At 38.0% G+C, this 26486-nt stretch carries 24 protein-coding genes; 8 read left to right on the top strand and 16 right to left on the bottom strand.

Annotated features, from left to right (window positions below; all coding sequences use genetic code 11):
* The first annotated feature begins 91 nt into the window (after positions 1 to 91).
* Positions 92 to 1384, top strand: a complete 1293-nt coding sequence (locus tag K5G00_RS03625) for a putative DNA modification/repair radical SAM protein (RefSeq protein ID WP_238764364.1) — start codon at positions 92 to 94, stop codon at positions 1382 to 1384.
* 84 nt (positions 1385 to 1468) lie between these two features.
* Here the strand turns inward: K5G00_RS03625 and K5G00_RS03620 are convergent, their stop codons facing one another.
* The 7 genes from K5G00_RS03620 to K5G00_RS03590 form a co-directional block, all read right to left on the bottom strand.
* Positions 1469 to 3532 (bottom strand): hybrid sensor histidine kinase/response regulator, encoded by a 2064-nt coding sequence (locus K5G00_RS03620; RefSeq protein ID WP_238764362.1) that lies wholly within the window; start codon positions 3530 to 3532, stop codon positions 1469 to 1471.
* A gap of 233 nt (positions 3533 to 3765) precedes the next feature.
* Positions 3766 to 5028, bottom strand: a complete 1263-nt coding sequence (gene nqrF, locus K5G00_RS03615; RefSeq protein WP_238764361.1) for an NADH:ubiquinone reductase (Na(+)-transporting) subunit F — start codon at positions 5026 to 5028, stop codon at positions 3766 to 3768.
* A gap of 21 nt (positions 5029 to 5049) precedes the next feature.
* Positions 5050 to 5667 carry an NADH:ubiquinone reductase (Na(+)-transporting) subunit E gene (nqrE, locus tag K5G00_RS03610; protein ID WP_238764360.1) on the bottom strand — a complete coding sequence of 206 codons (618 nt, stop codon included), beginning with the start codon at positions 5665 to 5667 and terminating at the stop codon, positions 5050 to 5052.
* Between the two features lie 24 nt (positions 5668 to 5691).
* The gene (locus K5G00_RS03605; protein ID WP_238764359.1) at positions 5692 to 6336 is read right to left on the bottom strand and encodes an NADH:ubiquinone reductase (Na(+)-transporting) subunit D; all 645 of its coding nucleotides are present in this window, start codon (positions 6334 to 6336) and stop codon (positions 5692 to 5694) included.
* Between the two features lie 3 nt (positions 6337 to 6339).
* Complete coding sequence (gene nqrC, locus K5G00_RS03600; protein ID WP_238764358.1) at positions 6340 to 7038, bottom strand: NADH:ubiquinone reductase (Na(+)-transporting) subunit C; 699 nt, start codon at positions 7036 to 7038, stop codon at positions 6340 to 6342.
* An 11-nt stretch (positions 7039 to 7049) separates the two neighbouring features.
* Complete coding sequence (locus K5G00_RS03595) at positions 7050 to 8222, bottom strand: NADH:ubiquinone reductase (Na(+)-transporting) subunit B (protein WP_238764357.1); 1173 nt, start codon at positions 8220 to 8222, stop codon at positions 7050 to 7052.
* Positions 8223 to 8255: 33 nt separating this feature from the next.
* Positions 8256 to 9602, bottom strand: coding sequence for a Na(+)-translocating NADH-quinone reductase subunit A (locus tag K5G00_RS03590; RefSeq protein WP_238764356.1), 1347 nt, complete (start codon positions 9600 to 9602; stop codon positions 8256 to 8258).
* A 259-nt stretch (positions 9603 to 9861) separates the two neighbouring features.
* On the opposite strand from K5G00_RS03590, the gene K5G00_RS03585 reads away from it, so the two are divergent.
* Together K5G00_RS03585 and K5G00_RS03580 are read left to right on the top strand one after the other, a co-directional pair.
* Positions 9862 to 11145: a type IX secretion system plug protein gene (locus K5G00_RS03585; RefSeq protein WP_238764355.1), complete on the top strand. Its 1284-nt coding sequence runs from the start codon at positions 9862 to 9864 to the stop codon at positions 11143 to 11145.
* 235 nt (positions 11146 to 11380) lie between these two features.
* Positions 11381 to 12151, top strand: a complete 771-nt coding sequence (locus K5G00_RS03580) for a LuxR C-terminal-related transcriptional regulator (RefSeq protein ID WP_238764353.1) — start codon at positions 11381 to 11383, stop codon at positions 12149 to 12151.
* Positions 12152 to 12249: 98 nt separating this feature from the next.
* Here K5G00_RS03580 and K5G00_RS03575 read toward each other — a convergent pair whose 3' ends face one another.
* On the bottom strand, positions 12250 to 14331 hold the full coding sequence (locus tag K5G00_RS03575) for a PAS domain-containing sensor histidine kinase (protein WP_238764351.1): 2082 nt from the start codon (positions 14329 to 14331) through the stop codon (positions 12250 to 12252).
* Between the two features lie 278 nt (positions 14332 to 14609).
* On the opposite strand from K5G00_RS03575, the gene pruA reads away from it, so the two are divergent.
* The 3 genes from pruA (at position 14610) to K5G00_RS03560 (ending at position 17317) form a co-directional block, all read left to right on the top strand.
* Entirely contained in the window at positions 14610 to 16247 is a 1638-nt protein-coding gene (gene pruA, locus K5G00_RS03570) for an L-glutamate gamma-semialdehyde dehydrogenase (protein ID WP_238764349.1), read from the top strand.
* Between the two features lie 125 nt (positions 16248 to 16372).
* A complete protein-coding gene (locus K5G00_RS03565) occupies positions 16373 to 16651 on the top strand; it encodes an FtsB family cell division protein (RefSeq protein WP_238764347.1) in 279 nt (92 codons plus the stop codon).
* Positions 16652 to 16693: 42 nt separating this feature from the next.
* Positions 16694 to 17317, top strand: a complete 624-nt coding sequence (locus tag K5G00_RS03560) for a YqgE/AlgH family protein (RefSeq protein ID WP_238764346.1) — start codon at positions 16694 to 16696, stop codon at positions 17315 to 17317.
* Here K5G00_RS03560 and K5G00_RS03555 read toward each other — a convergent pair.
* From K5G00_RS03555 to K5G00_RS03540, 4 genes are read right to left on the bottom strand one after another with little or no spacing between them, the layout of a single operon-like run.
* Complete coding sequence (locus tag K5G00_RS03555; protein ID WP_238764345.1) at positions 17314 to 18147, bottom strand: aminotransferase class IV; 834 nt, start codon at positions 18145 to 18147, stop codon at positions 17314 to 17316. The genes K5G00_RS03560 and K5G00_RS03555 overlap by 4 nt on opposite strands.
* A gap of 1 nt (position 18148) precedes the next feature.
* Positions 18149 to 18760 (bottom strand): rhomboid family intramembrane serine protease, encoded by a 612-nt coding sequence (locus K5G00_RS03550; protein ID WP_238764344.1) that lies wholly within the window; start codon positions 18758 to 18760, stop codon positions 18149 to 18151.
* Positions 18761 to 19762: a DNA polymerase III subunit delta gene (gene holA, locus K5G00_RS03545; protein WP_238764343.1), complete on the bottom strand. Its 1002-nt coding sequence runs from the start codon at positions 19760 to 19762 to the stop codon at positions 18761 to 18763.
* Between the two features lies 1 nt (position 19763).
* Positions 19764 to 20534, bottom strand: a complete 771-nt coding sequence (locus K5G00_RS03540; RefSeq protein WP_158868554.1) for an AMP nucleosidase — start codon at positions 20532 to 20534, stop codon at positions 19764 to 19766.
* Between the two features lie 110 nt (positions 20535 to 20644).
* Here K5G00_RS03540 and K5G00_RS03535 point away from each other — a divergent pair, with 110 nt between their 5' ends.
* Positions 20645 to 21085, top strand: a complete 441-nt coding sequence (locus K5G00_RS03535) for a type I restriction enzyme HsdR N-terminal domain-containing protein (RefSeq protein ID WP_238764341.1) — start codon at positions 20645 to 20647, stop codon at positions 21083 to 21085.
* On the opposite strand, the gene K5G00_RS03530 is transcribed toward K5G00_RS03535, so the two are convergent.
* The 4 genes from K5G00_RS03530 to recR form a co-directional block, all read right to left on the bottom strand.
* On the bottom strand, positions 21062 to 21595 hold the full coding sequence (locus K5G00_RS03530; RefSeq protein WP_238764340.1) for a hypothetical protein: 534 nt from the start codon (positions 21593 to 21595) through the stop codon (positions 21062 to 21064). The genes K5G00_RS03535 and K5G00_RS03530 overlap by 24 nt on opposite strands.
* Before the next feature lie 12 nt (positions 21596 to 21607).
* Positions 21608 to 22162 carry a GNAT family N-acetyltransferase gene (locus K5G00_RS03525; protein WP_238764339.1) on the bottom strand — a complete coding sequence of 185 codons (555 nt, stop codon included), beginning with the start codon at positions 22160 to 22162 and terminating at the stop codon, positions 21608 to 21610.
* Positions 22135 to 24093 carry a glycosyltransferase gene (locus K5G00_RS03520; protein WP_238764338.1) on the bottom strand — a complete coding sequence of 653 codons (1959 nt, stop codon included), beginning with the start codon at positions 24091 to 24093 and terminating at the stop codon, positions 22135 to 22137. The genes K5G00_RS03525 and K5G00_RS03520 overlap by 28 nt, the downstream gene beginning before the upstream one ends.
* An 84-nt stretch (positions 24094 to 24177) precedes the next feature.
* A complete protein-coding gene (recR, locus tag K5G00_RS03515) occupies positions 24178 to 24804 on the bottom strand; it encodes a recombination mediator RecR (protein ID WP_238764337.1) in 627 nt (208 codons plus the stop codon).
* 195 nt (positions 24805 to 24999) lie between these two features.
* Between recR and K5G00_RS03510 the strand changes: the two genes are divergently transcribed.
* Positions 25000 to 26481, top strand: a complete 1482-nt coding sequence (locus K5G00_RS03510) for a Gfo/Idh/MocA family protein (RefSeq protein ID WP_238764336.1) — start codon at positions 25000 to 25002, stop codon at positions 26479 to 26481.
* Positions 26482 to 26486 lie beyond the last annotated feature (5 nt).

Below are 26486 nucleotides of genomic sequence, written 5' to 3'. Positions count from 1 at the left end.
AATAATTCTTGATTTGTATTCCACGGGATTGGAAATCCCAATTTTTGAGGTTCATCATCCCCGGTGTTGACCGGGGTTTTTTTCTGAAGAAATGGATAACGATAAAATATTACATAAACTACAAATACTTGCCGATGCTGCAAAATACGATGTTTCGTGCGCATCGAGTGGAAGCAATCGAAAAAATGTTGACAACGGACTGGGGAACGGAGTTGCTTCCGGCATTTGTCATAGTTTTACTGAAGATGGTCGCTGTATCAGTCTTTTTAAAATATTGATGACAAATTCTTGTATTTACGATTGCGCGTATTGTGTCAATCGCCGGACCAACGACCGGCTGCGAGCTACATTCAAGGTAGATGAAATTGTGGAACTCACTATTGGGTTTTATCGCCGGAATTACATCGAAGGTCTATTTCTGAGTTCGGGAATTATTAAAAATGCCGATTATACAATGGAGCGCATGGTGCTGGTTGCCAAAAAGCTTCGAACCGAAGAACGCTATAACGGATACATTCACCTCAAAGCCATTCCGGGAGCCAGTCAGGAGTTGATTCATGAAGCGGGAATTTGGGCCGATCGTCTAAGTGTAAACATTGAAATTCCAACTGAAATGAATTTACAACGGCTGGCTCCTGAAAAAAACTACAATGGCATTCTGTTGCCAATGAACCAGATAAAAGATGAAATTCTGCAAAGCAAGGAGGAGCGCAAGAGATATCGGAAATCGCAACGATTTGCTCCGGCCGGGCAAAGCACGCAGCTTATTGTTGGAGCAACTCCTGAAACGGATCGGCAGATTATTTTATTATCATCAGGATTGTACAAAGCTCAGAATTTGAAGCGGGTTTACTTTTCTGGTTATCTTCCTGTAAATAATTACGACAAACGTTTACCTGCCTTAACTCGTCCGCCACTCGTGCGGGAAAACCGTTTGTACCAGAGTGATTGGTTGATGCGTTTTTACCATTTTAAAGCGGAAGAAATTTTAACGGAAGAACAGCCTTTTCTGGATTTGGACATCGATCCGAAATTGGGTTACGCACTGCGAAATATGCATCTTTTTCCGGTTGATATTAATCGGGCAGATTATGAAATGATATTGCGTGTTCCGGGAATTGGAGTACGTTCAGCACAAAAAATTATTTTGGCCCGGCGGCACCGGAGGTTAAATCTAATGCATCTGAAAAAAATTGGAATTGTGATGAAACGCGCGCAATACTTTATAACCTGTAACGAACTTCCGATTTCGAACACCGACTGGGAACCTGCACGACTGAAACGGGTTTTGGTAACACAGTCAACAACAAAAAACCGAAAAACACTGGATACCCAATTAAGCCTTTTTGCAAGTTTTAAACCTGCACTTCCACCGCTGCATTAGAAAGCGAAGAAAAAGTTCATCGTACCGAAAATAAATGCAACAAATTATCTTGTGATTGGCTATTCTGAGATTTTAGGCGGGAATTTAATTCGTTTTAGTAATCCCTTCAGAAATTATCTCCAGCAATTTGTCTTTATTAACCGGTTTTTCGATGTAATTGTTACAACCGGCTTCCAGTGTTTTCGATTTATAATCATCAATTGCATAAGCTGTTTGGGCGATAATATAAACATGAGGGTTAAATTTCCTGATTTCTTTTACTGCATCAATTCCATTTAATACGGGCATTTTCGAATCCATTAATACAATATCGGTATCCGGATTTTCTTTTACCAGCTCAATGGCTTTCATTCCATTTGTTGCATGAAGTATGTTTGCAGAGATGCCTTCGAGGATATATTTCAGAAAGAAGAATGATATTTTGTCGTCTTCAGCCACAATTACTTTTAAGCCCGCCGGAATTTTCAGTTTTGTTCGCGTTTGGTTGGTTACTTGGCTGGGGTTTGGGGTTGCAGAGCCAAAGTTGTTGGGAATATCGACATGAAAGATTGAGCCTTTGTTTATTTCCGATTCAACACGGATTTCTCCGTCCAGCATTTTTGTGTATTCCTTGCAAATCGACAAACCTAAACCTGAGCCCTCGAAGCGACTCGAAATGGAGGAATCAGCCTGAATAAAGTAATTAAAAATTGCCTCCTGTTTTTCTTTTTCAATACCTATACCAGAGTCGGAAATATAGAAACTTGCATTTGTGTCAGAAACGGTGTAGCCTATTTTAACATGTCCGTTATGCGTAAATTTAAGTGCATTTTTTATCAGATTTGTTAAAATTGAGTTTATCTTGTAGGCATCAGAATAAAAAGGTTGGTTTGTATTTATTTTTTTCTGCTCAATTACTAAATCTACTCCCTTTTCTTTTGCTTCTCTTGCGAAAAAGAGAAAGAGTTCATGGACAATTTTTTCGATGTTAGTTTCACAAATCTGAACCGATTCGACTCCTGATTCAATTTTTGAAATTTCAATGATGTTGTTGATTGTTGTAAGCATCCTCTCGCCACTTTGCTGAATAATTTCAATAAAGTTTTTATGCTCACTTTGCGAGTAATTATGAGATTTTAACAGTTCGGTAAATCCCATAATACCATTCATAGGAGTTCTGATTTCGTGACTCATATTGGCTAAAAAAGCAGATTTCATTTTGTCACTTTCCTCAGCTTTTATTTTTTGTTTTTCAAGTTCTTCTGTGATTTGTGTGTTTAATTTGAGCTGAAGTTGAAGGTCTTTTGTTCTGTTCCTGACACGGATTTTCAAAATATTATTAAATACCGACAGGATAAGGATAACCAATGAAACAACTATACCCGCAAGAATAAAATATTTCATAAGATGTTGCCAGTTAGTTCCCTGTCTGTTATAGTCTTTTATCCATTTACTGTAAATCCTCTGGTACTCGCCGTTTGACATTATTATCTCCAGTCCGTTGTTGAGCATTTCTGTTAATTGCAAGGCATCTTTTGAAATTTTAAAGCCCATACTGCGTTCCAGAATATCTTCGTTTCCCGGATTAATATAGGGTTTATCCAGAATATCGGCATAGTACATACTTGCAATTTTCTGAGAGAAAGCACAGGTTACATCTTTTCTCTCAAGTTCTTCGAGAAGATTTTGGTAATTGTCGACAAAAACAAATCGGGCATTGGGATTTATTGATTCCACGTAGTGGATTAAAACATCATTTTTCCACAACACAATCAGGGGGTTTTTAATTGTTCTGATTTCATCTACTGAAATCTTACTTCGAAATTTTCGGTTATATAAAAAGCAATGAGAAGTTTGAATTACAGAACGCGTATATTCGTATTCGCTATCCGGTGTTCCCGGATAATGGGCACCTGCTATTGCCTGAATTTTGCCTTCTTCAAGATGAGTGTTAACTTCCTGCCATTTGCTTCCCGTAACTTTAAATTCAGCACCGTAGAGATTGTCTATCGCCTTTAGAATGTCGATATTAAAGCCCACCAGTTCACCGCTTTCATCAAGGTAGTTGTACGGAGGGTAATTTGTACTGACCATTACCTCGTATTGAGCTTGGGATGAATGAAAAAAGATGAAAAGAATAAAGAGTACTAAAAGCTTTCTACCTTCCATTATGGGATTTATTTAGATGCAAAGCTATAAAATTTTAGAATAAATTGGAGTTTGTTCTAATTTGGATAACAGGTCGTGGATTTATAAAAAACCTAAATACAAAGCAAGGCGTAAGGTAACGGATAAAAAGAATGTTATAAAATATTTTAGAAAATTGCTATTTATAGTAGAAAAAAAGCCACTTTCCAAAAAGGAAAATGGCTTTAAAATATATCGACATGTTGTATTTGCACTTAAGACCCAAAATCGTCGAACAATACATTTTCGTCAGGAACGCCTAAGTTATAAAGCATCTTTTGAACTGCATCATTCATCATTGGCGGACCACAGAGATAGTAATCAATTTCTTCGGGCTCCTCATGTTTGCTCAGGTAGTTGTCGTAAATTACCTGGTGAATAAATCCAACCGGTCCATCCCACTTGTCTTCCGGAAGTGGTTCCGAGAGTGCCAAATGAAATTTGAAATTAGGGAATTTGTCTTCAATGGCACGGAATTGATCGTAATAGAAAACTTCTTTCCATGAACGGGCTCCGTACCAGAAAGTAACATTCTTTTTTTCTTCTTTTACGGTATGGAAAAGGTGGAAAAGATGCGAACGCATTGGGGCCATTCCTGCACCACCACCAATAAACATCATTTCATTTTCGTTGTCTTTTAAAAAGAATTCTCCGTAAGGACCCGATACTGTTACTTTATCGCCTGGCTTACGAGAGAAAATATATGAGGAGCAAATCCCAGGGTTAACTTTTTTGAATCCGTTGTTTGCTCTGTCCCACGGTGGCGTAGCGATCCGAATGTTTAGCATAACAATGTTTCCTTCAGCGGGGTGGTTGGCCATTGAATATGCACGGAAAGTTGGTTCCGGATTTTTCATTTTCAAATCGAACATTCCAAATTTTTCCCATTCATCGCGGAATTTTTCATCCACGTCCATATCTTTAAAGTCTACGTCAATCTTGGGAACATCAATTTGAATATAACCACCTGATTTAAAATCAAGGTTTTCGCCTTCCGGAAGTTTTACTACAAATTCTTTAATAAAAGTTGCAACATTGTTATTTGAAACCACTTCGCATTCCCATTTTTTTACACCAAGAACTTCCTGAGGAACTTTTATTTGCATGTCCTCTTTTACTTTCACCTGGCATGCTAACCGCCAGTTTTCATTTTGTTCTTTTCGTGTAAAGAATCCGGTTTCAGTGGGCAGGATTGAACCGCCACCATCTTCAACCTGGCAGCGACACATGGCACAGGTACCACCTCCACCGCATGCTGACGGAAGTAGAATTTTGTTGTTTCCGAGTGTCGATAAAAGTGTATTTCCCGGTTCCGTTTCAATTTCCAAATCTCCCTCATTTATTGAGACCTTCACAACTCCGGCCGGAGTCAGTTTTTTCTTAGCAAAAAGCAAAATGGCAACCAACAGAATAATAATTCCAAGGAATACTACCACACTGGCAATAACTACGGTAGATTGTAACGATAATAATATCATCTTGTTAATTGATTTTTTGTTTTATAATTTAATTCCTCCAAAGCCCATAAAAGCCAGTCCCATTAAGCCGGTAACAATAAATGTTATTCCCAGTCCGCGTAAAGGCGCAGGAACATTGGAATATTCAATTTTTTCCCGGATGGCGGCAATACCAACAATGGCCAAAAACCAGCCAACACCTGAGCCAATTCCATAAACGGTTGCTTCACCAACATTGATAAAAGCTTTTTGCTGAAGGAACAGTGACCCTCCAAGAATGGCACAGTTTACAGCGATTAACGGAAGAAAAATTCCCAACTGGTTATAGAGATCCGGTGCAAATTTCTCAACAATCATTTCAACCAATTGCACCATTGATGCGATTATGGCTATAAACATGATAAAACGGAGGAAACTTAAATCGACATTAGCAAATCCTTCTCCAAGCCATACAAGGGCTCCTTCGTTTAATACAAATTTTTCAAGAAGATAGTTAACCGGCACAGTGATTCCCAACACAAAAATTACGGCAATCCCCAGCCCTGTGGCAGTGCTTACTTTTTTTGAAACGGCCAGATAAGAGCACATTCCAAAGAAATAAGCAAAAACCATGTTTTCAATAAAAATTGATTTTACAAATATATTTATCAGGTTTTCCATTGTTATTCAATTTTGTGTTAGCAATTAGTCTTCAATTAATTTTCGGTTTCTGCCACGTTGCACCCAAATAATGATTCCAACAACAATAAGCGCCATCGGAGACAATACCATTAAGCCGTTGTTTTCATAAAATCCACCATTGGCAATATACCAGCTTTCCGGGATAATATTGTAACCTAATAAGCTTCCGGATCCAAGCAGCTCTCTGAAAAAACCGACAATAATAAGGATGACACCATAACCAGCAGCGTTTCCTATACCGTCAAGGAAAGATTGCCATGGGCGGTTTCCTAAAGCAAAAGCTTCCAGACGCCCCATGATGATACAGTTGGTAATGATTAGCCCAACAAAAACTGAAAGCTGTTTACTTACGTCGTAAACAAATGCTTTTAACACCTGGTCTACCAAAATTACCAAAGCTGCGATAATAACCAATTGAACGATGATTCTGATTCGGTTCGGAATCGTGTTTCGTAAAAGTGAGACAATCACATTTGCCAAAGCCAATACAGCAGTTACTGAAATAGCCATTACAATGGATGGTTTTAGTTGTGCGGTAACAGCAAGAGCAGAACAAATTCCCAGCACCTGTACTGTAATAGGATTACTATCGTTTATTGGATCTGACAGTAATTTTATATTCTTTTTTGAAAATAATGGTTCACTCATTGCCTATGATTTTTTCTTAATTAAGAATTCTTTATAGCTACTAAAATCATCCTGAAGCATTTTTTCAAGACCTTTACTTGTTATTGTTCCTCCTGAGATACCATCAACGCTATGTTCTTCAGGAGCAACCTGACCTGATTTTAATACGCTAATAGAAACCAGGTTGCCTGATTCGTCAAAAATTGTTTTTCCTTTAAATGGTTCTTCAAAAGGAGTCGATGAAATTTCTGCACCTAATCCCGGAGTCTCGCCTTCGTGGTCGAAATTGGCTCCGTAAATGGTATTCATATCCTCATTAAGTGAAATGTAACCCCAGATTGGCCCCCAAAGTCCGGCTCCTCTCACGGGAAGTACATATTTAAGTCCGTCTTCAGTTTGACATTCGAAAACAGGCAGCAACATATCCTGAGCATCTTTTGCTCTTTCTTTTTTTAAGTCGGTAGTAAATGCATCTCCTTCTGCTTGTTCTCCGTTTACATTTACTACATATTCATTTACTATTTTTTCGGCATATAATTTTTCAGCGTTTTCTGCAGAGCTTTCAATATTAACCGAGGCAAGTATATTTTGTTTCTTTTCAATTTCAACATTTTTCTGTTGAAGGGGCTTTAATGCCATTGAAACAGAGGCCAAAACTGCAGCAACCAATATTACCATCACTGCTGCATAAATAAATGTATAAGTATTACCGTTTCTGTCCATGATCTGTAATTTTAATTTGCAGAGACTTTAGCCCTTTTCATTCTTCGTTTTACATGTGCGCCAACAACATAGTGGTCGATTAACGGTGCAAATGTGTTCATCAATAAAATGGCAAGCATCATTCCTTCGGGGAAAGCCGGATTAATTACACGAATTAAAATAGCAAGCACACCGATAAGGAATCCGTAAATCCATTTTCCTTTTTGTGTTTGTGCTGCTGAAACCGGGTCGGTAGCCATAAACACAGCACCAAAGGCAAATCCACCAATAATAAGGTGTTCCCAGAAAGGCATTTCCATATATGCATTAACGGCAAAAATATTCAAAAGAACTCCCATAAAAACACCTCCGGCAACCGTTGAAATCATGATTCTCCAGCTGCCAATACCTGTAACAATTAAAATTACAGCACCCAGTAAAATAGCCAGGGTTGATGTTTCCCCGATTGACCCGGGAATTAGACCCAAAAACGCATCGGCGACACTAAAGTTAATGTCGTTAACGCTTGTTGCGGCAGCAGCCTGAGCCATAGGAGTTGCTCCAGAAAAACTGTCGACAACTTTATCCGCGTTTCCTAATGCTACCCAAACAGAGTCTCCGGACATTTGTGCAGGATAAGCAAAAAATAAAAAAGCACGCGCTACCAGCGCCGGGTTCCAAATGTTCATTCCGGTGCCTCCAAATACCTCTTTTCCCAGAATAACTGCAAAAGCGGTTGCTATAGCAACCATCCACAAAGGCGTTTCAATTGGCATCACAAGCGGGATGAGGATACCTGAAACAAGGAATCCTTCATTTATTTCGTGCCCCCTGAGCTGAGCGAAGACAAATTCAAGCCCTAAACCAACAACATAAGATACAATTATAACGGGCAGAACTTTTAAAAGCCCATAAATAAATACCTCAATAAATCCGGTAGAAGCTAATTCTCCAATTGCCCTGAAATGTTGGTACCCCGTATTGTACATCCCCATTAAAATGGCAGGGACAAGTGAAAGTACAACAACAGTCATAGTACGTTTTAAATCGATATGATCGTGAATATGCGTACCAGTTTTGGATGTACTTTTGGGCACATATAAAAATGTGAAGAAACCGTCGTGAACTGAATGGAGCCAGTGATACTTAGCTCCTTTCTGAACCAGAGGTTCTGTTTTTTCAAAAAAATCTTTAATGAATTTCATCTCTTAAAACTGATTTATGTTTTCAGCAAATTATTAACCCAATTCTTTTATCATAGTGTTGATTCCAGTACGCAGAATATCCTGAACTTTTATTTTTGAGGTACAGGCGTATTCACACAGAGCAAAATCTTCCTCAATAACTTCGTAAATTCCCAATTGTTCCATTTTATCGATATCGTTTACCAGGATTGCTTTGAGCAAATATACCGGAAGAATATCCATTGGAACGAACTTTTCATACTGTCCGCTAAGAACAAATGCCCTGTCGCCACCATGCATATTGGCGTTCATTTCATACTCCTTTTTCGGGAATAAACTGGTAAGAAATGTTTTTGATGCGCTAAATTTGTTTGCACCTGGAGTAGCCCAGCCTAAAAATTCATAATCGTCGCCTTCTGGTATAACTGTAACCATCGAATCATAAAATCCAAGAAATGTCTGTTGTTTTACACGGGTTCCGGTAAGCACATTTCCGCTGATGATTCGCTGTTTGTAATCTGCTTTTTTTAATTTTCCCTTAATTGCTGATTCCACCGGCGCTCCCAAAATCGTTTTGTAATATTTTGGTTTTTCAACTTCTGAGCCTGCAAAGGCAATGATTCTGGAAAAATCAACTTTTCCGCTTTCGAACAAACGGCCAATAAAAAGCACATCCTGAACATTGACAGTCCAGACAACCTCCCCTTTATTGATTGGTTTTGTATGATGAATTTGAATCCCAACATTTCCGGCCGGATGTGGCCCTGAGAATTGGTTTATTCCAACGTTTTTAACAGAAGTAAACGCAGAATTTTCATTTACTCCCAGGTAAACATTACCATCGGTTAATTTTTTTAATGCATTGATACCGGTTTGAAATGTGTCCATCTGACCATCCAGAACAAAATTATAATCCGGAGCCAGTGGTGCGGTATCAAATGTTGAAATAAAAATAGCCAGTGGCTTGTCATCAGGTGAAGCTACAATTCCGTAGGGACGTCTTTTAATAAACGGCCACAAACCGCTTTTTAAAAGCTGTTCCTTTATTTCATCTCCACTTAATGAGTTTGGATCTGTTTTTTTGAATTCAACAGAGCCGGCATTCTCGTTTGTTTCAATAACAATTTCCAGAATTTTTCGCCGCTCGCCGCGATTAATAGAAACAACCTTACCTCCCACAGGAGAAGTAAAAACGACTTCCGGGTGATACTTGTCGTAAAACAAAGCGTCTCCGGCTTTTACTTCGTTGTCCGCTTTAACGCTCAACTTGGGAGTAAGTCCTGGGAAATCGGTAGGTTTGAGTGCTACAGTAGCCGGAACAGGTAATGTTTCCAGTACTTTCTCGGCACTTCCTTTAAGCTTGATATTCAGCCCCTTCCTTAACTTGATTACTTCTGACATTTTTAACTAAGAATAGTATTATTTTTAGGTGGGCAAAAGTAAATAATTAATTGGCTTTTCGCAATCTTTCCAGCGGAAAGTTGCAATGTTCAAAATATACAAATAAGTCAATATGTTCGTTGATTTATGTCATGCGTAGCAGAAAGAAGCCTTTTTAAATAAGAGCCGTAAAAATCAGAAATTTCAGATTAAATTAACATTTTTAGCGTTATTCATATAAATTTTAGAATTTTGAACTGACTTTGAAAAAGAAAAAGGAATGAAAAAATATCTTATACTTGGTTTTATTTTGTTGATTTTTAGTTTTTTATCATTTTCTCAGGAAGAAAACTTTTATTACGAGAATGCGGTTTTTAACGAAGACATTAAAACGGTTTTGTTACATCGAGACGGATTTGAATTGTCAAATCCGATTTTGGAATTGGATGAAGACGCTCAACTTGTTTTAAAGTTCGACGATTTGTCGGGTGAAGTAAAAGACTACTACTACACAATCATTCATTGCGATACAGACTGGAACGAAAGTTTTATCTCGCAACCTGATTATATAGAAGGATTTACAGAGAATCCGCTTGATGATTATGCCTTTTCTTTTAATACTACTTTTAAGTATGTTAATTATCAGTTAAAAATTCCGAATGATAATATTCAGTTTAAAACCTCGGGAAACTACGCACTGGTTGTTTTTGAAGATAACGATAAAGAAAAAATTGTTCTTTCAAAACGGTTTTATGTGGTTGAACCTTTAACTCAAATTGAAGGAACAGTGAGGCGTGCAACGCTGGATGCATATAAGGGAGAAAACCAGGAGGTGGATTTTACCATTTATCACGATCAGTTGATTATCAATAATCCACAACAGGAAGTCAAGGTGGTTATAATGCAAAATAACCGGTGGGACAATGCCATTCGGAATTTAAAACCCTTGTTTGTACGACCCAATGAGTTGGTTTATGATTATAATCGTGAAAACGTTTTTGTTGCCGGTAACGAATTCAGGTATTTTGATATACGAACCAACCGGATGAACGGTGAAAACGTGGCCTCAACGGAGTTCTTCAGACCCTATTTTCACAAAACACTTATGGTTGATGAAGTGAGGACAAACAAAAGGTATTTTGAATATGAAGAGATGAATGGCGAATACGTGGTAGAATCACAAGACCGGGTACAGGATTATGATTTGGATTGTGATTATTTTTTTGTTCATTTTAGTTTACCGCTCGAGTCCGTGATACTGGGTGGAAGTGTTAATGTTTTTGGTGCATTAAGCAATTGGAATGCGAACAAAAGCAATGAGATGACATGGAATTTTGAAACCAGCCAGTATGAATTAACGATGCTTTTAAAACAGGGCTACTACAACTTTATGTATGTTTATGTTCCGCAGGGGGCGTCGGTGGCCGATCATAAAAATTTTGAGGGTAGTTTTTGGATGACAGAAAATGATTATCAGATTTTTGTGTATTATCACGACTTGGGAAGTCGTTATGACAGGCTGGTAGGATTCAGACAATTAAATTCAAAAGAAAACCGGAATTAAAAGGGGGTGGGGGATATACAGTTTTTAGCGGTAAAGAACTATATATCCGCTCCAATTTTTTTCTTGATCTATTCCCTATTGATAAAATTTTGATTTAAGAAAAATATATCTTATAAAAATGCTGTATAATTATTACTGTCAAACCTCATTTGCTTGTATAAAGCAATACAAAAATGCTTACTTCATGATTGTTGGGCAATAGTCATTTTTGACTATTTTTAACACAAAATGTTTTATGGATAAGTTGAAGCAAAGTATCAAGAACCACGCCCAATTATTCAGCAATATAAAAATTCAGCCGGAAGACATCAATTACGACGAGGCAAATCAAAAATATATTCCCTTTCTCCAATTAATTGATTCATTACAAACCAGTATTGTAGTTGCATCTGATTTTTATAAACGCGATTACTATTTTGTTTCCGACAATTTTAATTCTGTTTTTGGTTTTCAGAAAAACAGATTACCGGTTACGGGAAATGAATGGTTTCGCCGACGCTTTCACCCTGATGATTATATTATTAATGAAGGGAGTATCTGGGCTTTGAAATATTTTTATGAGCAACCAGTAGAGAAACGCAAAGATTTTCGATTAATTCATGAATTCAGGATCAAAAATGATAATGATAAATGGATCAGGTTAATAATTCAGAATGATATTCTTGAATTGGATAAAAAAGGAAACATGTGGATCGACCTGAAACTTTGTGATTTCTCCCCCAATCAGGATTTACATACTCCGGGACAATTTATTTTTAAAGATAAATTTAGTGATGAAATTATATACTCGCTTCAGGGAAAAAGTTCAGAAGCTGACAAAATTAGCCCTCGTGAAAAGCAGGTACTTGAGTTAATTTCAGAGGGACACAAAAGTGCACAAATTGCGGAGAAACTTTTTATAAGTGTAAATACTGTAAACAATCACAGGCGCAATATGATTGAGAAACTAAATGTTTCCAACACCTCTGAAGCGGTGAGAATGGCTGCGAAGCTGGGGGTAATCTAGTTTACTCCGATTAAAATGTATTTTTTTTGCAGGGCGGTAACCTTTTCTCACTTTGCCAAAAGAACAGGAATGCAAACCTAAAATGAGCTGCCTGCACTTTAACTTACAATTTTTAGAAATCCTTTTCCTTCTCTGAATGGGAGCGTAAACCAGAATCTTGTTCCCTGTCCGGATACTGACTTTAATTCCAGCTCGCTTCCCAATAAACTTACATAGTGTTGCGCAATCGGAAGTCCCAATCCTGAACCGGACGTGGTTTCGTTAATGTTGTTTTTTATCCGGTAAAAGCGGCTAAAAATATTTTCCGTTTCGTCTTCAGGAATTCCAATTCCATTGTCGGAGACATAAAATTGTACTGCTTCGTTCAGTATCATTTCATAGCCCAGAGAAACGTCTCCTTTGATTGAGTATTTAATTGCGTTGTCAACCAGAATACTCAGAACTTCGCGCAGGAGTTTTGCGTCTGTTTCGAAACCAAAGGCCGGATTGGGAACATCAAGGTTCATGTTGATTCTGATATCCTTGGTATCGGGGATTAGCGGTCGGTATTTATTGTAAATGTCTCTTAATAAATTGTTTATTTTGCAAAAATCGACATGAACTTCTACCGCTTCCGTTTCAATTCGGGAAAGATGGATGGTATTGTCTATCATATTTAAAAGCTGCTGCCCGTTTTGTGAAATGGCATCAGACAATTCCATTCTTTCCTGCTGCTCAATATCGGGTTCAGCCATCATCCGTGTGAAGTTGGTAATAATGTTTAGCGGTGTGCGTATTTCGTGCGATAAATTGGCAAGGAAAGCCGATTTTAAACGATCCGATTCTTCTGCTTTGCTTAATGCCCGCTCAAGTTTAAATTCGGTTGTTTTCCGGCGTGTAATATCACGGGCAATCGAAATAACCGAGTGCGATGTGAGTTTTGCCAGTCGCATTTCGAACATAAAAGTTCCGTTGTGGGTATTCAGCGAATATTCAATGGTTTCAATGGAATTCGTTTTTAAACTTGTTTGAATACAGGCGTAAATCTTATCGGCCATGTTATCCGGAAAGCCTACATCATAAATGGTATTTCCGATAATGTTTGCATCTTCAATTTTAAACAAATCGCTTTCCTTGATGACAAAGTCTTCGTATGTTCCCTCTTTATCAATGACAAAGAAAATATCAGGAATGGCTTCCAGCAGAACTTTGTAGCGTCTTTTGTTTTCTTCCAGTTCGGCTACCTTTAGTTTCATTCTGGTAATGTCTTCAAAGATAATATAGAAGCGGTTAAATTCAGGCTTTAAAATATATGCCTTAAAATAACGCTCCAGGTTTTTAGCATAAAATTCCTTTGTTTTCTTTTTATTCAGGAGCAGTGTTTTGTTTACATCGAAATGATTTCGGAAGATGAGATTGAATACATAACCTGCCTCCTGGTTTTGAACTTCATATAAATTTAACTTAAACGAAGACTCAAATGCATTGTTAACTTTTTCAATCCACAAGTTTATGATATTGTCATCCTCGTCTCGTTCTGCTTTTATCTGGACGATTGAAAAACCTGATTCCTGAAAAACTTTTGAAATTCCATGGTTAATGACCGTTAGTTTTTCGGTGAAGCGGTGTGTCAGCCTTTTTGCCTTTAACCGCAAACCAATTGTAATGCCATAAAAAGCAACAAAAATCAGTAAGGGATGGGTAACATAAGGTTCATAAAATGAAAAAGAATCAAATAAACGGTTTGCCTTTAAAAGCTGAAATCCGAGTGTAAACAGCGAAATAATGGAATAAGTTGTGATTAGCGATTCTGATTCGGCAAAATAGATGAGAACAAGTAAACCTCCCAATAACCACCATAAACTGTAATAAGTGGTTTCGATTAATGGTGGATGATCGTTAAAATCGGAAATGTAATATGCATATATAAACAACGGGATTGTAAAAGCTGTATATAAAATGCTGTTTATTTTTCCACGTAAACAAAAAACACCTGCGAGTATCATTATGGCCACCAACCCGGCATTGCAAACAAAGCAGCTGTTGCCGGAATAAAAGAACAGTTTATACACAAGATTTGCAACAGCGGTAAATTGTGCTAATGTTATGATAATGAAAAGACTAAAAAGCCGTTGCTGCTCTTCATCTGAAACATGGCTCCAAAATTTTTCAGAAATAATATGGGAAAACCTTTTACTCAATATGATGCGACCTTTTGCTCAATGTTATAAAAATAAGTATAAAGCTACAATTTCAAAGAATTTCAGGAGAAGTTTTCAAAACAAAAAAACTATTCGGCAATTTGATTTGTAAAATATGACAAAAGTTTTGTTTTTGAATGGGTTATGCATATCCGTTTATAAATGAGTTTCTTAGTGGGGTGTGAAAAATACACTTCCTGATATTTGTTATGATTTACAACATATTGATTCAGTAGTTTTGTGAAAAATAGAAGAACAACAATTTAAATACAATAATTATGTCAAAAGGATTTTTTAATGTGCCTGTAGCTAAAAACGAACCAGTGTTGACCTACGCTCCGGGTACGCCTGAAAGAAAAGAACTTCAGGCAAAAATAGCGGAATTGCGGTCGACTGAGGTTGAACTGCCAATGATTATCGGGGGCAATGAAGTTTATACCGATCGCAAAGAAAGAATGTTTCCACCTCATGAAATTGAACATACACTGGGATATTATAACCAGGGTGTCGCCAGTCATGTGGAAATGGCTATTGATGCTGCTTTGGAAGCGAAAGAAAAATGGGCAAATCTTTCATGGCAACACAGGGCTTCCATTTTTTTAAAAGCTGCTGATTTACTTGCAGGTCCCTACCGTGCAAAAATCAATGCTGCTACAATGTTGGGGCAGTCAAAAAATGCTTTCCAGTCGGAAATTGATGCAGCTTGCGAGTTGGCTGACTTTTTTAGGTTTGGTGTTCAGGAAATGACAAATATTTATAAAATTCAGCCGGAGTCGGCAAGGGGAATGTGGAATTACAGCGAGTACCGTCCGCTGGAAGGTTTTATTTATGCCCTTACTCCGTTTAATTTTACTTCCATCGCAGGAAACCTTCCTGCTGCGCCTGCCCTAATGGGAAATGTTGTGGTTTGGAAACCATCCAAAACAGCTATTTATTCCGCCGGAGTTATCATGGAAGTATTTAAAGAAGCAGGATTGCCCGATGGTGTTATTAATCTTGTATTTGCTTCAGGTCCTGTAGCTGCCGATGTAGTTTTAACACATGCTGATTTTGCAGGTATTCACTTCACCGGATCAACAGGAGTATTTCAAAGCATCTGGAAAAAGATAGGAGACAATATTTATAAATACAAAACTTATCCTCGTATTGTGGGTGAAACCGGAGGAAAAGACTTCATTTTTGCAGACAATACTGCCGATAAACGAGGTTTGGCAATTGCCATGTTAAGAGGAGCTTTTGAGTACCAGGGACAAAAATGTTCAGCAGCTTCACGTGTTTATATCCCGGAAAGTATCTGGCCGGAAGTAAAAGAAATATTCGGAAAAGAACTGGCAACGGTAAAAATGGGACCACCCGAAGATTTTACCAATTTTGTTAACGCGGTTATCGATGAAGCATCGTTTGATAAACTAAAAGGTTTTATCGATCGCGCACGTGAAGACGAAGATGCAGAGGTGATTTTTGGCGGAAATTGTGATAAATCGGTTGGTTATTTTATTGAACCAACTGTAATTCAGGCTAAAAAAGCTGATTATGAGACCATGCAGGAAGAGTTGTTCGGACCGGTTTTAACCATTTATGTGTATGAAGATGAAAAAATGGACGAAACGCTTGATATTCTTGACGCCACTTCGATTTATGCCTTAACAGGCGCAGTATTTTCGCAGGACCGTTACAGTATTGAAAAAATTACCAAACGGCTGGAACATGCTGCCGGTAACTTTTATATCAACGATAAACCAACCGGAGCAGTGGTGGGACAACAGCCTTTTGGAGGCGCACGTGGCTCAGGTACCGACGATAAAGCCGGCGCGATTTTTAACTTCCTGCGCTGGACTTCTATCCGCACCATTAAAGAGACATTTGTTATTCCGCAACAATATACTTATCCGAATTTTCAACCGGATGAAGACTAAACTTTAAATTGTTTATAAAAAGAGAGGTGTTTTTTTACACCTCTCTTTTTTTTACCTCCTGAATATTTTACTTTTACATCATATTTTATTTTTTGATGGAGAAGAAGGGAGTGAAATATCGAGTATTGAAAATAATAAGCAATAAGTATTTTATTGCTTCGGTTATTTTTTTGATATGGATTTTATTTTTTGACGAGAACAGTATTGTTTCACATCAAAAAAATAAAAGCCGCCTGAACGAACTTACAGAGCAGAAAGAATACTATATTGAACGCATTGCATCAGACAAACAGAAACTGGAAGATTTAAATGCGGGGAAGGAAGAACTGGAAAAATTTGCCCGCGAACAGTACCTCATGTCAAAGCCCGACGAAGATGTTTTTATCGTAATTCAGGAAGATTAGTCCTTTTATAAATTATATGTTAAGATAGTTTTATCTGTTTGAATGGTAGTTAAAATTTCTTATATTGCTCAAAGTATGGGTAAAGATCTCGACATATTCAAAATAAAAACAAACAATATTGCACCGCAAAAAGGTCGTATTTTAATTGCAGAACCATTTCTTTCAGGCAATTATTTTAATCGTTCCGTAGTGTTGCTTGTTGCACACAGTTTAAAAGGGGCAGTAGGTTTTATTTTGAACAAACGGGTTGAATTTCCTATCCACGAAGTATTTCCGGATTTTCCGGAGTTCGATGCTAAAGTTTATCTTGGCGGCCCGGTTTCAACCGATTCCGTTTATTTTATCCATAAACTGGGGGATCAGATTCCCGGAAGTATACATGTCCTCGGAGATCTTTACTGGGGCGGAGATTTTGTGGAGTTAAAAAGACAGATCAAAATTGGTTTATTACAGCCTTCCGATGTTCGCTTCTTTCTGGGATACTCAGGGTGGGATTCCGGTCAGCTGGAACAGGAAATAAAAGAAGACTCGTGGTTGGTGACCGATGTTGAGGAAGAGGTTGTGATGCGGGAACTCAACCAGGCGTCGTGGGCCGATTTTGTAAAAAAAGCCGGCCAACGTTATACCATTTGGGAAAATTTTCCGGAAAATCCTTCGCTGAATTAATTTTTCACTTTTTCCCGCAGGAGCGTATTTAGCTTTTCGTGAATTGTTACTGAATGTTCGTGAACAAATCGTTTGTTTTCCACACCCAATACCCACTGAATCCCCGCTTCCTCACTTGCAATAAAAAGCTCGTCAACGTGAGAGATGTCTTCCGGCGTAATTTCATCGGATTCAGAAACCTTAAAACCAAGGTCTTTGGCGATATCGATTACAATTTGACGAAGTGTATCTTCAAAAGAACCTGCAGAGAGCCCCGGGGTTATCAACTCACTTTTTTTGAATAGAAAGATGTTGGCAGCCACACATTCACAAATCGATTTCTTTTCGTTGAATAAAATCGTATTTTGAAAAAAAGTACCGCGGTTTTGAGCCAAAGCAGCTTTCCATGTTGATTCATTAAAAAAAGGAAAACGGTTAAATTTATTTGCAGAATATTTTTTAATGCCCGAGTGGTTTAGCAAAACTCCCCTGGGGGAAAGAGGAAATTCAAAAGTGCTGGAGGGCTGGCTGGTGACAAGGAAGTTAAATCCATTTTTGTTCCATAGCAACTGAAAAAAAACAAATCCTGAACGGTATAAACGGTTTTTGTTGAGCATGCGTTTGGTAATGCGGAAAAGCTCGCGTTTGTCTTTTAAAGATGCAGGAACGGGAAGTTGCAGCATGTCAATTTGTTTGACCAGCAAGTCAATATTTTCGTTAAATAATGGAATTCCCCCAAAACCGTACCATATTTTCCGGGTGATTTTTAAGGTGTCATCTGTAAAAAAAAGGAAAAGATCGGGTTCACCTTTTTCAACAATTTTGCCGTTGTAAATCAGAAAACGGTCCATTTTAAAGAAATGCAAACAGTTTATCAATAAAATTTTCGAATAATCCGGGTTTTAATAAAATGGGGAAAATAAATCCAAAAACAGAACCAAGGAAGTGTGCATCGTGCGCCACATTATCGTTTTTTTGTTTGCTCATCTGGTAAGAATAAAACAGGTAACCAATTGCAAATAAAATGGCTGGAATTGGAAGTACAAAAAAGAGTAAAAGTTTTTCCAGGGGGGCAAAAAATATAAAGGCAAACAATACTGCGGAAACAGCACCGGAAGCTCCAACCGCATTGTAATAATAGTTGTTCTTGTTTTTGACAAGGCTCCAGAGGTTTGAAGTCAGAATTCCTCCAAAATAAAGAAGCAAGTAGAATGCCGTGGCTTTGTTTCCAAAGTAATAGCCAAAAAAACTTTCAATATGCGGGCCAAAAAAATAAAGCACCAGCATGTTGACTATCAGGTGCGACCAGTTGGCGTGAATAAAAGCATGTGTTACCAGTCGGTAATACTCCTTCTCCTGAATAATTTTTGCTGCGTTAAACTGCAATTTGGTCATCAAATCACGGTTTTGAAAACCCATGTATGAAATAAAAGCTGTTATCCCGATAATAAACCAAGTAGTCATTTAATGTAATATTTTGTAAATCATTTCTTTTTGTAAATCGGCCGTATCAACCATAGTCGACACTTCAAAACCTTTGCTCTTCATATCATAATCGCGCAGAATTCCCATTATCTCGTACAGTTTTGTTGGCGAATATCGTTTTGCCGCTGCAATATACGATTTTGCTATAAAAGGATGAACACGCAGTTCTGCGCTCACGTTTCGTTCCGATTTGTCTTTCAGGAAATGATAAGTAAATAATTTTGAGAAATAGAAATAAAGATTTGATATTGTTTTCTGGATCGGGTTGGTTGACGGATTTGCTCCAAAATACTGGATAATTTGGTTGGTTTTAAAAATATTTTTTTCGCCCAGGGCATTTTGCAATTCGAAAATATTATAGTCTTTACTTAATCCGATATTTTTTTCAATGTGTTCGGGTGTGATTTTGGTGGTATCTTTTACTGCAATTACCAGTTTTTCCAATTCGTTGGCTACTTTACTCAGGTCGTTACCCAGATAGGCGGTTAATATTTGTGCAGCCTGCGGAGTTATGGTATAGTTTTTTCCTTTCAGGTACGTTTCAATCCAGTTGGGAACTTTGTTTTCATATATTTTTTTTGAGGTAAAGACAACCCCGTTTTTTTTAATGGCTTTTGCCAACCGGGTTCTCGAGTCGAGGTTTTTATACTTGTAATTCAGCACTAAAATAGTTGAGGAGAGTGGTTTCTCAGCGTATGATGCAAGGGTCTCTATTTTATTTAAACTTTGTGCTTCTTTTACTATAATTACCTGCTGGTTAGCCATCATTGGGAAACGCATCGCACTTTCAGCAATTACAATCGGATCAGAATCTTTTCCGTAAAAAACGGTTTGATTAAATCCACATTCAGCTTCCAAAAGTACATTCTTTTCAATGTAGTTTGAAATGATGTCAATAAAATAAGGCTCTTCACCCTGAAGAAGATAAATTGGACTGTAGGTTTTGCTTTTCAGGTTTTGGATGATAGTTTCAAATTCCATATTAAAATCTCAGGTGTTTTACGGAAAGCCCGTTATTTTTTATTTCAAACAATGCATCGATTCCAGCTTGCAAATGTCTTTCCACATAACTCGATGTGACCTTCTCGTCGCTTTCTGTGGTTTTTACTCCGGATGAAATCATCGGCTGGTCGGAAACCAAAAGTAAAGCTCCGGTAGGAATCTGGTTGGCAAAGCCTGCGGTAAAAAGCGTTGCTGTTTCCATGTCGATAGCCATCGCACGTGTTTTTTTTAGGTATTTTTTAAACCTGTCATCATATTCCCAAACGCGGCGGTTGGTAGTAAAAACTACTCCTGTCCAGTAATCCTGGCTTGAATTTCTTAAAATATGTGAGACCGCACGTTGTAAGTTAAAAGCAGGCAATGCAGGAACTTCAGGCGGTAAATAATCGTCGGATGTACCTTCGCGCCTGATGGCAGCAATCGGTAAAATTAAATCGCCCAATTGGTTTTTTCGTTTCAAGCCCCCGCATTTTCCAAGGAATAAAACACTTTTGGGTTTAATTGCGCTTAGCAAATCCATTACCGTTGCTGCGTTTGGGCTTCCCATTCCAAAGTTAATTATAGTGATTCCTTCGGCAGTAGCACTCGGGAAGTTTTTGTTTCCCCCTTCCACCGCAACTTCGAAACGGCGGGCAAAACTGTCAACATAATTCTGGAAATTGGTCAACAAAATGTATTTTCCGATTTCATCCAGGGTTTTTCCTGTATACCGGGGCAACCAGTTTTCAACAATATCTTTTTTTGTCTTCATAAATTGCTTTACTTTATCAACAAAAATCAGAGTAATTTATAGGCTAACGCAAAAATACGTTTTTAGTTTTCGTCAGCCAAAAGGAGTTAATAAGTAAAAAAATGATTTCGATGAGGAAATTAAATTTGCCTTCATATACTTTTAAAGTTCAAACCGATGGCGGAAAGGAACTTATTTATGATTTTATTCGAAAAAAGTATGTGGTTTTAACTCCTGAAGAGTGGGTCCGGCAAAATTTTATTCAGTATTTAATTCATGAAAAGAATTATCCTGCATCGTTGATGGCGGTCGAAAAAAAACTTATGGTGAACCACCAGCCGCAACGGTTTGATTTGCTTATCTACAACCGCAAAGGACAAGCCCGTGTAATTGTTGAATTTAAAGCACCGTCGGTTAAAGTTACACAGGAAACTTTTGACCAGGCTGTGCGTTACAACATGGCTTTGAAAGTGAAATACATTTTGATTTCCAATGGAATGCAACATTTTGCCTGTGAAATTGATTATGAAAAGAATAGCTATACTTTTTTACAGGATATTCCGGGATTCTAAGTGATCCTCTGAAAATACCCTCCATTTGTTCATTCTGTAAGTACTTCGGCCAACCAGTTTTATTCCGGCAACTGTTGTTACCACCCCGGCAAGCGGCACTAAAAAAATACCAGGGCCGGCTTCCTGCATAAGAATTAAAATTATACTTAAAGGAACTCCGCCAACTGAGGCAGCAATTCCGGCAATCAATACCGGAACTCCGGTAAAAAATTCGGCTTTGTTTAATTTCCGCTGTGCCCTGAAGGAATAGATATCATTAAAATAAATGGTGTCCTGCCGTTGTGTAAGCAGATAATTTTTTCCAACTGATTGTAGTCTTGCCCGGATATATGCGCCCGTTTGCGTTTGGATTTTTAGTCTCGTACCATTGGCAATATGGCGAACTTTTTCAGGCTTTGAAATTTTGGAAACCAGTAACATTTTTTCTGCAATTTGACTCTGCAGGTTATTCAGAAAAAAAAGAGAAAAAGTAAGGGTTATCATTAGTCGCAATATATGCTTTGTTTTCACTGAGTCTGGATTTTAGGTTGTTAAAATCTTCTGACAGATAAACTCATCTTTCCAGCCGTTCATCGTCTTGAGCCAGTCTTTTTTTATCCCGGCTTTTTCAAAACCTGCCTTTTTAAACAATCGAATACTTGGGAGATTGTCAGCAGCAATATGGGCATATAATTGTTTGAGTCCAAGAACATTTAACGCATAATTTGATAGTGCCATTAATGCGTCGGTAGCATACCCTTTTTTTCGCTCGTTGATGTTATGGATCATGATTCCAACACCGGCTCTCAAGTGGTAAGGTTCAAAATCAAATAAATCAACGGCTCCAACTGCGTGAAGGTCTTTGTTTTGAATTATCAGTCTCAGTTGTTTGACTTCATAGATATCTTTTGCCGACTCCTTTAAATACTGTGCCAGAATATATTTTGAAAATGGGGTCTTTGTATTGCTCACCGTCCAGATTTCAAGGTTATTTTCCCATGAATATAAAAGCTCAATATCTTCCGGCTCAAGTGCCCGAAGTATAATTTTTCCGTATGTTAGTTCGTCGCTCATTTTTGTCTGTCGAGGTTTTTCCATCCTTTTAATACAATTTCAGCATCGGTTAAAATACTGTAATCTTTTGCGTAAAGTACATTTAATTGCTTTTCTTTTTCTGCGTCCAGTTTCAGATCTAAGAACATATCGCCCGGATTTAACACACCGGGTTTTAATTCGGGTAGCATTTTATTTGTTTCTGAAACGGAAGTATACCCCACCCAGGTTTTTTTCCCGCCTAATGTTTTGAAAATATTTCCGACAAACGATGATTTCTTTTTAAAAAACCAAATAATAACAGGGCTCAAAACAAAAATAGCCAGTGAAAAAACAATATCAAAGATCCGTTTTTTTCTTTTATTTGATGTTTTTGAGATAGTATTTAAATTTAAAACATACAGGTCTCCAGCCGTATGAATTGAATTGCTGCCAATAATACTAATACTTTCCGGCGGTGCAATTTTATAGTCAACATTTAGTTGGGTTAAATCAAGCATCGATTTAATAATTTCGGCAGAACTAATATTTTCTGCACAAAATACAACTTCGTCAATCCGGTTGATACTCAGAATTTCCTTGAGCTGTGACAGCTGGCCGATGTAGTTTTGTCCGCGGTCGGTTTTGTCAATGGCTACAAAACCAGCTATTTCTGAACGAATTGGTGTTTGTTCCAGTAATTTCTGAATACGCGCTGCTTCAGATGAATGACCTACAATCGCAATTTTTTTGGTCTTTTTAATATCCAGTCTGAAACCTTTAAATTTTAGCCAGTGAAAAACGAGACGATAAAAAATCAGAACTGTAACTGCCCACAGAGACCCGAGGAGGATGAGTGCCCGTGAAAACCGGAACTGAATGTCAACGAGTGAATACACCAGTAAAATGGCCACCGATCCCCAAATTAAACCGCGAGTAATTTTTAAGAGGTTGATTGGCTTTTTGTAACCCCCTGAAAACAATATCCCCAGAATCCAGAAAATAATATAAATAGGAACAACAAAACGAAGAAATTCTGGCGGGTAGTGTCCGGGTTCAAATTTGAAATTTTCCCAAAAGGGGGTTAAAAATAAAAAACCGGTATAAATAAAAACTACATCAAAAAGCGGTGTGTAAATTTTGTTGAATATTCTTCCCGTGATGGAGATAAATGCCCTGAAATAAATGGCAAAATGGATAAAAAGCGAAAAAATATCTGCTTTTCCACCGGAAAAATGTTTCCGTGCAAAAATGTTCATTGCATTGTAAAATACTTTTACATAATTCAACGAGCCTTTTTTTGTACTTTCTCCTTTGTAGTGGATGATTGTAGTTTTTGGGAAATAGTAATTTTTGAATCCTGCCTTTGTAATCCGGTAGGAAAGATCGATGTCTTCTCCATACATAAAAAAAGTTTCATCGAGTAAGCCAATTTTGTCGAGCACGGTTTTTCGTAATACCATAAAAGCACCGGCCAAAACATCTACTTCATGAATTTTGTTTTCATCGAGGAAGGAGAGATGGTATTTCCCAAATTTTTTTGACTTTGGAAATAATCCTGATAATCCAAACATTTTGTAAAAAGCAACCCACGGTGTTGGCAAGCCTCTTTTCGACTCAGGAAGAAAATTTCCTTTTCCGTCAATCATTTTTACACCAAGTCCGCCTGCATCCGCATGGAAGTCCATAAATTCGATTACTTTTTCAAAAGTATCTTCTTCCACTACAGTATCAGGATTCAAGAGCAAAATATATTTCCCTTTTGCTTTTTTGATGGCTTGATTGTTGGCTTTTGAAAATCCTAAATTTTTCTTATTGACGATAAATTCAACTTCCGGAAATTTTTCAGGGATGAGCTGAACCGAACCATCCACAGAATTATTATCAACCACAAAAATTTCAGTGGAAATATTTTTTGAAGCTTTTAAAACCGAGTGTAAACACTGCTCCAGAAAATGTTTTACGTTGTAGTTGACGATAATTACCGAAAGTTCCATTCGTTTGGCTTCGCAATTTTTTTCAAATGTATTGATTCCTTTTGGATAACGGAAAAGTTTTGGATTTCTGATATTGGAGAGCTTCTATTTTCCCAGCGAATTTTCATAATTCACCCGGTTTACCAACGAACGCCCCAGGGTGATTTCATCGGTATACTCCAGATCATCGCCAATTGAAACTCCGCGCGCCAATGTGGTTACTTTAACGTCCTTTCCCTTTAGTTTCCGGTAGATATAAAAATTGGTAGTGTCTCCTTCCATTGTAGTAGAAAGTGCAAGAATAACTTCAATCACTTCACCTGAACCAACGCGTTTAATTAACGATTCAATCTCCAAATCAGAGGGGCCTATTCCGTCCATTGGTGAAATAATTCCTCCCAGTACATGGTATAATCCATTGTATTGCTGTGTGTTTTCCACCGACATAACATCACGGATGTTTTCAACTACGCAAATTACCGAATTGTTTCTCGACGGGTTTGCACAAATCTGGCATGTCTCGGTATCCGATATATTATGGCAGACCTTGCAATGTTTTATTTCATTTCTTAATTGAATCAAACTATTTCCAAAGGCGCTTACCTCCGAAGCCTCCTGCCTGAGCAAGTGTAACACCAGGCGAAGTGCGCTTTTTCTTCCAATTCCGGGAAGTTTGGAAAATTCGTTTACAGCATTCTCCAGTAGTTTTGATGGGTATTTTTCAATATTCATTCCTGCATTTTTCAGTTCAAAAGTAAAATGAAAATGTAATAAAAAAGTAGTATTTACTGATTTTTCTTTCTTTGAATCCTTACTTTCTCATTTCATAAAAGAAAGTTTTAAGCGGTTTCTTTTATTTTCAAACTTTTTGAATTACCTTTCTTTCCTTATTTTAGATATTTCTGACCAATTAAAACTAAATCAAAAATGAAATCTCAAAAGAAAGTAAATGTATCCAGAAGAAATTTTATTGGCACAACTGCAGCTGTAGCAGCAGGATTTTCAATTGTTCCGCGTCATACGGTTGCGGGGCTTGGGCATGTTGCACCCAGCGATAAATTAAACATTGCAGGAATTGGTATTGGAGGAAAAGGAAAAGTAAACCTTCGGAATATGCCGGGACAAAATATTGTCGCTCTTTGCGATGTTGACTGGGATTATGCGCAACCGGTTTTTGATACCTATCCGGGCGCGAAGAAATACAAAGATTTCCGCGAAATGCTGGAAAAACAAAAAGATATTGAGGCCGTTGTGATCGCTACTCCGGATCACACGCATGCTTTGTCTGCTGCCGCTGCAATGGAATTGGGAAAACATACTTATTTGCAAAAACCATTAACCCATTCGGTTTGGGAGTCGAGGTATTTGACCAAACTGGCAGAAAAGACCGGGGTTGTTACCCAAATGGGAAATGAAGGTCATTCGAATGATGAGGTTTACGAAGTAGCCGAAGTTGTTCAGGGAGGCTGTTTGGGGGTTATTAAAGAAGCACATGTATGGACCAACCGCCCAATTTGGCGTCAGGGAATGGCCAAACCTTTAAAAGAGGTGAAAGTGCCCAAAACACTCGCCTGGGATTTATTTATTGGCCCGGCAAAAATGCGGCCTTATAATCCGGAATATCATCCATGGATTTGGAGAGGATGGTGGGATTACGGAACAGGCGCTTTGGGCGACATGGGATGTCATTTGCTTGATGTCCCCAATTTTGCGCTTCAATTGGGTGCTCCTGTTGCATTTCAGGCCAGCTCATCGTTGGTAAATACTGAAAGTGCGCCGGTTGCCGCAAAGGTTTCTTATCTCTTCCCGGCAAGGAAGAATTTACCTTACTGCGCGTTACCTGAATTGGAATTAACATGGTACGACGGAGGTTTTATGCCTGCTCGTCCGTTTGATTTGCCGCTGGATGCTCCGATGAACCCGGGAGGAGGTTTTATGTTTGTTGGTTCAGAAGCGACATTGATTGCAGAAAGTTACGGCGCCAAATGGAAAGTATATAAAAACGGAGAAGAGTTTACTCCAAAGCCAAAAGTAAAACTGGAAAGAATACCTGATGATCCGAATGGAGGAGGCCGTCATGAAATGCATTTTGTAAATTGCTGCAAAAACGGTGGGACCCCAGCTTCCAGTTTTGAATATGCAGGACCATTCAACGAAATGGTTGTAATGGGTAATCTTGCTGTTCGTATGCAGTCGTTGCAAAAAACATTGCTTTGGGACAGTGAGAATATGAAGGTTACCAATATTTCACCCGATGAGAAACTAAGAACAACCAAACTTTTGCCTTTTGCGGAAGATGTTGTTACCCGGAAAGTTGAACGTGAATCAAAAGAAAACGTTGAATGGAATGCACAGGAAATGTGCGAAGAATGGGTTAAACATACCTACCAAAATGGCTGGAGCCTATAACGAAA

It is taken from the genome of Maribellus maritimus (genome assembly GCF_022267315.1).
GTDB lineage: Bacteria > Bacteroidota > Bacteroidia > Bacteroidales > Prolixibacteraceae > Draconibacterium > Draconibacterium maritimum.
Note: the sequence above shows the minus strand (reverse complement) of the source record. Positions and strands in the feature narration are given on the sequence as shown.